The organism is Microcystis sp. M079S1 (assembly GCF_020246425.1).
Classification (GTDB): Bacteria; Cyanobacteriota; Cyanobacteriia; order Cyanobacteriales; family Microcystaceae; genus Microcystis; species Microcystis aeruginosa.
On the sequence record NZ_JADBSZ010000160.1, the window covers coordinates 1 to 9,300 of the forward strand.

Annotated in this window: 6 protein-coding genes; all 6 read left to right on the plus strand. The window is 44.0% G+C overall.

Translation table 11 applies throughout. The features are described from left to right. The first annotated feature begins 367 nt into the window (after nt 1–367). The gene (locus tag IM456_RS10525) at nt 368–2,938 is read left to right on the plus strand and encodes a DUF3536 domain-containing protein (RefSeq protein WP_149986430.1); all 2,571 of its coding nucleotides are present in this window, start codon (nt 368–370) and stop codon (nt 2,936–2,938) included. Nucleotides 2,939–3,075: 137 nt separating this feature from the next. Continuing rightward, nucleotides 3,076–4,323: a tryptophan synthase subunit beta gene (gene trpB / locus IM456_RS10530; RefSeq protein ID WP_012265094.1), complete on the plus strand. Its 1,248-nt coding sequence runs from the start codon at nt 3,076–3,078 to the stop codon at nt 4,321–4,323. 460 nt (nt 4,324–4,783) lie between these two features. Beyond that, nucleotides 4,784–5,995: a hormogonium polysaccharide biosynthesis glycosyltransferase HpsP gene (gene hpsP, locus IM456_RS10535; protein ID WP_287693320.1), complete on the plus strand. Its 1,212-nt coding sequence runs from the start codon at nt 4,784–4,786 to the stop codon at nt 5,993–5,995. A 354-nt stretch (nt 5,996–6,349) separates the two neighbouring features. After that, a complete protein-coding gene (locus IM456_RS10540) occupies nt 6,350–6,916 on the plus strand; it encodes a hypothetical protein (RefSeq protein ID WP_002784990.1) in 567 nt (188 codons plus the stop codon). A 48-nt stretch (nt 6,917–6,964) separates the two neighbouring features. Beyond that, nucleotides 6,965–7,306 carry a hypothetical protein gene (locus tag IM456_RS10545; RefSeq protein ID WP_002757816.1) on the plus strand — a complete coding sequence of 114 codons (342 nt, stop codon included), beginning with the start codon at nt 6,965–6,967 and terminating at the stop codon, nt 7,304–7,306. Between the two features lie 28 nt (nt 7,307–7,334). Continuing rightward, nucleotides 7,335–8,669: a flotillin family protein gene (locus IM456_RS10550; RefSeq protein ID WP_149986432.1), complete on the plus strand. Its 1,335-nt coding sequence runs from the start codon at nt 7,335–7,337 to the stop codon at nt 8,667–8,669. The last annotated feature ends 631 nt before the right edge of the window (nt 8,670–9,300 follow it).

Genomic DNA, 9,300 nt, shown 5'->3' on the forward strand with positions numbered 1-9,300 from the left:
GACAAACGTTGAGAAATCGATCCGAGGGACTCAAAACCCTTGCACTTTCTGGAGACGAACACAAAGGGTTCCGCTTCCAGGCACGCCAGGTCATTCTGTTATTCTGACTTCCTCTCCTGTCTCCTGTCTCGGAGTCTCCTGACTCCTGACTCCTAACCCCACCAACAAACTTTTTCAGCAAACCCTACTTAGGGCTGTGTATAGAGAAGTTGCGAATTGTTAACCTTAGCTTTGCTAGGAAAACAAAATATGATATTGTGACCCCAAGGCCGTGAAAAACGGCCAGGTTTTCAGTTTTTTAAAACATCAGGTCGCTACATTCTACAGCTATTTTCGCTCAAAAAAAAACGATTTTCTAGGCATTTCTATGACTTATCTTGTTGAACATCCTTCTACAACCTTTTATTCCTATACCGATACGGGGGTCGATCCCCTGAAAACCGCTCACGGAGTTTATATCACGGTTCACGGACATTTTTACCAACCACCGCGAGAAAATCCCTATCTAGACAGAATTGAACGGCAACCGAGCGCCCATCCCTTCCATAATTGGAATGAACGCATCCATCACGAGTGTTATCGTGCCAATGCTTTTGCGCGCATTTACAATGACCGGGGGGAAGTGATCAAAATAGTTAATAACTACGAATATCTCAGCTTTAACATCGGGGCCACCCTCATGTCATGGATGCAATCCCATGATCCCGAAGTTTACCAACGCATCCTGACAGCGGATCAAAAAAGTTGTCAACGCTTAAACGGTCATGGTAACGCCATCGCCCAAGTCTATAATCATATCATTCTGCCTCTAGCCAACAAACAGGACAAATACACCCAAATTCGCTGGGGAAAAGCCGATTTTCAGCACCGTTTCGGCCGGGCTCCCGAAGGAATGTGGTTAGCGGAAACAGCCATTGATTTAGCCACAGTGACAGCTTTAATCGATGAAGGGATTAAATTCACCATTTTAGCCCCTTCCCAGGCCCTGCGCTGTCGTCCTTTCCCTAGCGACCATGATCCCCATCCCCAATGGCACGCGGTGGCCGGAGGTCAAATCGATCCCACCCGTCCCTATCGCTGTTACATCCCCGATGGTCGTTATCTGGATATTTTCTTCTACGATGGTCCAATTTCTCGGGATATGGGCTTTAATGATGTCCTAGCCAGCAGTGATTTTCTCGTCGGTCGTCTGGGACAGGCAATTAAAGGGGATCATCGTCCTTCCCAGTTAATCAGCGTCGCTACCGATGGGGAAACCTTCGGCCACCACAAACAGGGGACAGAGAAGTGTCTTAGCTATGCTTTTACAGAATCTTTCCCTAAAAACGGCTGGACAGTCACCAATTTCGCCCATTATCTCAGTATTTGCCCCCCGACTTGGGAAGTGGAATTAAAACCCGTGACCGCGTGGAGTTGCGTCCATGGCGTAAATCGTTGGCAGGATGACTGTGGTTGCGGGGGAGGGGGAAATTACCAGCAAAAATGGCGTAAACCCCTGCGGGAGTCCCTAAATTGGCTCAGAGATGAGTTGATTAAGGTATATGAGATTCAGGGACAGGAATTTTTCCGGGATCCTTGGCAGACAAGGGATGACTACATTGCAGTTATTTTAGATCGATCCCCAGACGCGATCGAACATTTCCTCGCCCTGCATCAAAGTCGTACCCTGAGTAAAAGCGAGAAAATCGATGCTTTGCGTTTATTAGAAATGCAAAGACAAGCTTTATTGATGTTTACCAGTTGTGGCTGGTTTTTTGAGGAAATTTCTCGACCTGAAGGTACGCAAATTTTGAGATATGCTGGCCGGGCCCTGGAATTAGCTGGAGAAGTGGCTGGAATTCAATTAGAAATGAATTTCCTCAGTCGTCTAGCTTTCGCCCCCAGTAACGTTAAGTTATATCAAGATGGGGCTGATGTCTATCGACAATTGGTCACTTCTGCGCGGGTCGATTTGGAACGGGTGGCGGCCCATTACGCTATTAGTTCCCTATTTACCGATTATCCCGGTCATCATCGGATTTATTGTTACAATACCCGTCAATTAGATTATCAAAAACAAGCGATCGGGTCTTTAACTTTAGCAGTGGGACAGGTGGAATTAACCTCAGAAATTACCCAAGAAAGTGAACATTTTGTCTTTGCTGTTCTACATTTAGGAGGTTGGGATTTTTATTGCTGCATTCAACCTTTTAACAGTCGGTTAATCTATACCAATCTTAAGGATCATCTCTTTGAATCTTTACAACAGGCCAGTGTCTCGACCATGATCGTAGAAATGGGGCGCGGATTGGGAGAAAACTTTTTTGCTTTACCCCATCTTTTTGCCGATGAAAGACACCGGATCATGCAGAAGGTGACAGCCGAAACTAAAAAACGTCTCGATCAACTATACACCCAAGTTTATCGGGATAATTACGGCATTTTAGCGGCTTTCCAAAGGGATGAGCTGCCCGTACCTCAAGAGTTACAGGTAGCGGCCGATATTGCCATTTCTCACCGTTGTTTACAGGTGATTAATGCCCTAGAAAAAGATTTTGAGCAGCGGCAAGCAACGGAGAATAATCTCGATCAATTATTGGCTATTGCTAAGGAAGCCAATCATTTACACTGTCAATTAAACATTCCCGAAGCGCGTCAAACCTTAGAAAGTCTGCTCTGGCAATCTCTTGGGAAATTATTACACGATGGCGATCCTTTAACGGCGGAGGAGGATGCCCGCCTAATCACCCGTTTAATTGAAGTTAGCCAACAATTAAAGCTAGGATTATCCCTCGATCGCTCTCAGGAATTATACTATTATTACTTCCATGATCGTCTAGTTCCTAATTCTTTGCAGTCCAATTCCATAGATGCTGCCTGTCCCTGGCCAATGACTCAATTAAAATGGTTATTACTATTAGGACAGGTGTTAAAAGTTGATGTGAGTATTTGGCTGTAAAATCAGTCAAAGGGTGGGCAATGCTCACCCTTTGATGATTAAGTGGGTTAGGCGATGATTGCCCTCGAACTCAGGTTAACCCAGAGACTAAACCCTTAGATTTATAATGGATCATAAGTCTCTCATCGAAGGTTTACATGACTATCACGCCGATTTATGCCGCCTCAGCCGGCACAGCAACCCAGTATCCCGATGCTTTTGGGCGTTTTGGACGCTACGGGGGCAAATACGTCCCGGAAACCCTGATGCCAGCCTTAAGTGAACTAGAAACGGCCTATAATCAGTATCAAGACGACCCCGATTTTCAAGAAGAATTAAATCAACTGCTCAAGGATTACGTCGGTAGACCTAGTCCCTTATATTTTGCCGAACGTCTCACCGCCCATTATGCGAAAGCTGACGGTACTGGGGCGCAAATTTACCTGAAACGGGAAGATTTAAACCATACCGGGGCCCACAAGATTAATAACGCCCTCGGTCAGGTTTTATTAGCCAAACGCATGGGTAAAAAGCGAATTATCGCCGAAACCGGGGCAGGACAGCACGGCGTGGCCACCGCTACGGTTTGCGCTCGTTTTGGTCTAGAATGCGTGATTTATATGGGAATTCACGACATGGAACGCCAGGAACTCAATGTTTTCCGCATGAGACTGCTTGGGGCGACGGTGCAACCCGTGGCCGCCGGGACAGGAACCCTGAAAGATGCCACCTCGGAAGCGATTCGCGACTGGGTAACTAATGTCGAAACCACTCACTACATCCTTGGTTCTGTGGCAGGTCCCCATCCCTATCCGATGATGGTGCGCGATTTTCACGCGGTTATCGGTCAAGAAACTCGTCAGCAAAGTCTGGAAAAATGGGGCGGTTTACCGGATATTCTCCTTGCTTGCGTGGGGGGTGGTTCTAATGCTATGGGTTTATTTCATGAGTTTGTTAAAGAAGCTTCCGTGCGTTTAATTGGTGTTGAGGCCGCCGGGGAAAGTATCGCTTCCGGAAAACACGCCGCCACCCTTACCCAAGGTCAACCGGGGGTTCTACATGGAGCAATGAGTTATTTATTACAAGATAGCGAAGGTCAAGTTATCGAGGCCCACTCAATTAGTGCCGGTTTAGATTATCCCGGAGTCGGGCCAGAACATAGCTTTTTAAAAGATAGTGGTCGCGCCGAATATTACAGTGTCACTGACCGGGAAGCATTAGAAGCTTTTCAAAGAGTTTCCCGTTTAGAAGGGATTATTCCGGCCCTAGAAACTGCCCACGCTTTAGCCTATTTAGAAACTCTTTGCCCACAAGTAACTGGTAGTCCTCGCATTGTTATTAATTTCTCTGGACGGGGTGATAAAGATGTGCAATCGGTGGCTAAATATTTATCGATGAATGGTTAACCTTTAGCCTTTTCAGTGAGCAGTTATCAGATTTGAGTATTAAGTGATCCCCCCCCGCCCCCCTTAATAAGGGGGGGGCTGACCTACTTATTAAATGGCGGTTTCTTGCTGTCTTTTTACCCTTGACCGATTATCATTTACTGAGCCATGAAAATGCTACCCACTCCCCGTCTCATCACTGATAACTGCTTACTGTTTACTGATAACTGGTAAATCAGAGGGATAAGCTATTGTGCATCTAAATTTGATATTCGTTTTCAACCGTTCCCTGTTCCGGACTAGCTGAATTTGATATCCTCTTGGGGTTTCTTGAGCGGTTTCCCAGCTGCCTTAACAGATTTACTCTGTTCTGGTCTTAGAGTCGCTCTAAGGGGCACTTTCTAGCATATATCGTGCAAATGCGCTAGTATTTAACAGTAAAGCCAACCTAGAACGACGGGGTTTCTGACCCAATTTTTCGATGAAAATTCTTCAGATTGTTCCTTCGATTTCCCTTGTTTATGGTGGCCCCAGTCAAATGGTACTCGGTTTGTCAGCGGCCTTGGCGCAACTAGGCCAAGAGGTGACTATTATTACCACCGATTCCAATGGTGACACGGGACAAGCACCCCTAGATGTGCCTTTAGGGGTCCCTGTTAGTCAAAATGGCTATCAAATCTATTATTTTCGCTGTTCTCCCTTTCGCCGCTATAAATTTTCCCTTGATCTGTTTACTTGGTTGGCTAATAGGGCAAAAGATTACGATATCGCCCATATTCATGCCTTATTCTCCCCAGTGAGCAGTATATCTGCTTCGATCGCTCGTTACCGTCAACTGCCCTATATTCTCCGTCCCCTAGGCACCCTCGATCCGGCAGATTTGCAAAAAAAACGGCAACTTAAACAAATATATGGCAATTTTCTGGAAAAACCCAATTTAGCGGCGGCGGCGGCAGTTCATTTTACCAGTCAGCAGGAGTGTCAAATCGCCGAAAGATTCAATATAAAAACTAAGGATATTGTCATCCCCCTAGGGGTAGATTTTTTTGACCCACAAGCTCTACCGGTAAACGGTTTTGCTCTTCCCCAAAATAAACCGATCATCCTCTATATGTCCCGTCTTGACCCGAAAAAAGGTCTAGATTTATTGCTGCCCAGTTTAGAAAGGTTGTTAGCAAAGGGCCTAGATTTTCATTTTGTCTTAGCAGGAGGCAATCCCCAGGATCGGGAGTACGAAAATCGCATTAAAAATCAGATCGAGCGGTCAATCTTGGTCAAAAATACAACAATTACCGGATTTGTGACCGGAGAAGTAAAAAATAACCTCCTCGCTAGGGCCGATTTATTTGTTTTACCTTCCTACTATGAAAATTTTGGCATCGCAGTGGCAGAAGCTATGGCTGCCGGAATTCCCGTGGTTATCTCCGACCGGGTGGATCTGCATCCTGCGGTAGCAGCAGCGGCTGCGGGATGGGTGACAGCTTGTCAGCTGGAGGATTTAACTAATACTTTGGAAACGGCTATCACTAATCCTGAAATTCGCCAACAACGAGGGAAAAATGCCAGGGATTTAGTCTTAAATCAATATAGTTGGTCGGCGATCGCTGAACAGATGCTAACTGTCTATCAAAATCTAGTCTGCGCTATCGATCGTCCCCTGCTCGATCGAAGTCACAGACAGATTAAGATTTAGGCCATCAGGATAACCAGCACTAAAAATGCCAGTAGGGTTAAACCTGATTGCAGAAAGACGGGAAGCGCAAAAGAATTCATAAAAGTAGCTCACTTTTCTAGGGATGGCTCTATTTCCAATATACGCTTTCATCTCCGCTAACTCCTCATATTTCCGTCCGCAATGTCATCATCTCATCATTTATTCATCCCAGGGGGAGAATTTGAGGTAAATTGTACTGTATTTAAACTGGGTAGGGAGCATTTTAATACAAATGTACGGAACTCGGTAACTCCCCACCCTGTTCACTTAAGTTTCAGCGCCATGATTATAATTAGGGAATGATAGAAATTCTTAGGCAATAGGATCACATCAGTGTTGATAAATCATCTTTTCTTCGGCGCTTTCCTACCCCTTGATACTCTCCTGTCCACCCAGGGGATTATGGTTATGCTTCTGGCCGCTTATGCTTTAGCCATGTGGATGTTTCTAACCAGCGCCCCAAAAGTTCATACAATCATGGTGACAGATTTGGAGACAGCCCGACAATTTTATGAAGGACTTTTAAATTTACCCACGGCCGATGTTCCCCTCCATTACTATTACAATTATGAGCAGACGATGGGCAATAATATGATTGACCCATTTTATATGTCTAGTAATCCGGCTGTGACTACTGCCAACCCTTCTTTGGGAGATCAACCCCAGGGTTTATGGTATCAGTTAAAGAAAAATACCCAACTGCACATCGTTGCTGGGGCAACTGCGGGTTATAAGGATCGTCATCGTCACGTTTGTTTTGATCACGATTGTTTAGAACAAATTCTGATGCGGGTGGAATCACGACGCTTAAAGTATAAAGTTCGTCGCAATAAACCTTTAAATTTTTTGGTCAAAGATAATGCTGATCGCGTGATTGAAATGGCCGAAGTCTCAAATTAGTTAACGGTAATTAGATTGGGGGCAACCATAACGGTAAATAACTAAACTATGAATGCTCAACTGCTCACAATCGTTTTAATTTCTTTAGGGGTAGGTATTGGTTTGGCCATTCTACTCCTGATTTTAGTCAAGTTAAGACGCTGCAACCAACAGGTAAATAGTATCGTCGATTATCACTCTCTCATCGGGTTAATCGGAGTTGTTCAAATCCCCTTCGATAAAAATAGCAAGGGGAAAGTGCGAGTTAATGTCGGGGATAGTCTGATCGATATAGTAGCGATAACGGAAGGGGAAGAACAATTTAATGTCGGGGATCAAGCATTTATCCTCAATTTCCAGGACAATAAAGTTTTAGTCATTGCGGAAAAGTATATCAGAGGCGATTTGTAATTTTTTCTAGACCAAAGGGTAACTAACTATGAATAGTCAAAATAATTCCTATCTCATCCAAATCAATCCCAATCAATACGACAACAATAATAACAACAGTGCTGGCAATTTATTATTGAATAGTGTTCCCATCGCTTTATTGATATTTCTGGGTATTGGTGCGATTTGGTTTATCAATTCTTTTTTGTGTATTTGCAAACCCAATGAAGTAGTCATCCTGAGTGGGATGAAGCGCAAATCAAAAGATAGACAGGATGCAGGTTATCGAGTGGTATCGGGGGGTCGGGCGATTCGTATTCCAATTTTAGAAACCGTTAAACGCATGGATGTCACCACAACCTCGATCAGAATTGAGATTAAAAATGCCTATTCTAAGGGCAATATTCCCCTGAATATAGTGGCAATTGCTAACGTGAAAGTTAGTTCTAAACCTGAAATAGTCGGCAATGCGATCGAACGTTTTTTAGATCGAGATCGAGAAGAAATTATTCGCGTAGCTAAAGAAACTTTAGAAGGAAACTTGCGGGGTGTAGTCGCAACAATGACCCCCGAACAAGTGAACGAAGATCGCCTAAAATTTGCCGAAAGTATTACCAGTAACGTTAGTAAAGACCTGTTAAAACTTGGTTTAGAAATTGATACTCTCAAAATTCAAAATGTTGCCGATGAAGTGGATTATCTTAACTCCCTCGGACGAGAAAGAATCGCTTTAGTCATGCGTGATGCTGAAATTGCTGAATCAAATGCCCTCAATGAAGCTGAACAAATAGTCGCGGAATGTGAGGAACAAGCAACCGTAGCTAAAACCCGCGATCAAATTATCATTTTAGAGCAAGAAAACGAGTTGAGAAAGTTAAAGGCAAAATTGGAACAACAGGCAAAATCGGAAGAAGAAATAACTATCGCCGCCGCTAAGGAAAAACGTGCTATAGTTGAAGAAAAATTTCAACAGGTCAGAGCAGAATTAGAAAGATTACGTCTCCAAGCAGATGAAGTTTTACCCGCAGAAGCGCAACAAGAAGCAGAAACTTTCCGTGCTAGAGGACAAGCGGCAATTTTTGAAGAAAATGCTAAAGCTGAAGCCTTGGTTAACGAATTATTCGCAGAAGTTTGGCAAAACACCGGCAGCGAAGCAGAGGCAATTTTCTTGATTCAACAGTTAGAAACTATCCTGGAAGAAGCGATCAAAATTCCTAAACGCTTACACCTCGATCGAGTTAATATCGTTGATAATGGTGATGGGAAATCCCTCGCTACCCTGATTAAAGTCTATCCCGAAATCGTCAATCAATTCCTCGCCAGTGTCCATAAAACCCTCGGTATTGATGTGGTCGGAACTCTCACCAATAAAATTGAAAAATAGCAGTCAAAAAAAATACTAGGCATTGCTGAATCGAGGTGTGGATGCCAACTTGAAAAATCCCAGAAACGCCCTATTATACATATCTAACTAGGGCTTGCTGAATAATGGTAAAACCCTTTTAAAATAAGGCTTTTGACCTGTTAAAATCCGATGTTCATGCTGCGAAAATAGGATTAAGACCTTCAAAAACCTGGCATTATCCTTTGTTAGTACATAAACTGGTACAAAAAAAGAGGGCAACAAAGCCTGAAACGACCGGCTACTGACTCCTGACGACCGACTCCTAACCCCACCAACAAACTTTTTCAGCAAACCCTAACTACCTCTTACCTCATGCAAAAGGGGGAATAGATAAGGTGATTTCCGATAACAAATTTACCTTCGGCAGAGTTTAACAATGCCAAGCTCTGACAGCAGATAATTGATCCTCTGGTAATTTCTTTAGAGGAAATCACCTAATATCTAGGGTCTGCTGAAAAAGTTTTTCGGTGGTGGCAGGGTGTGGGGTGTGGGGTGTGGGGTGTGGGGTTTTACTCATTTTCAGGTGGTCAATTACCTAATTTTCAGGGAAAAAGTCCCGGAATTTTACCCCCGATCACTCCAATGCTAGGCACTTTTTGAGGTCAAAAAA

Excerpts from the sequence above, each read along its gene's own strand:
- IM456_RS10525 (WP_149986430.1), top strand. The coding sequence starts at position 368 with ATGACTTATCTTGTTGAACATCCTTCTACAACCTTTTATTCCTATACC.
- trpB (WP_012265094.1), top strand. The coding sequence starts at position 3,076 with ATGACTATCACGCCGATTTATGCCGCCTCAGCCGGCACAGCAACCCAG.
- hpsP (WP_287693320.1), top strand. The coding sequence starts at position 4,784 with ATGAAAATTCTTCAGATTGTTCCTTCGATTTCCCTTGTTTATGGTGGC.
- IM456_RS10545 (WP_002757816.1), top strand. The coding sequence starts at position 6,965 with ATGAATGCTCAACTGCTCACAATCGTTTTAATTTCTTTAGGGGTAGGT.
- IM456_RS10550 (WP_149986432.1), top strand. The coding sequence starts at position 7,335 with ATGAATAGTCAAAATAATTCCTATCTCATCCAAATCAATCCCAATCAA.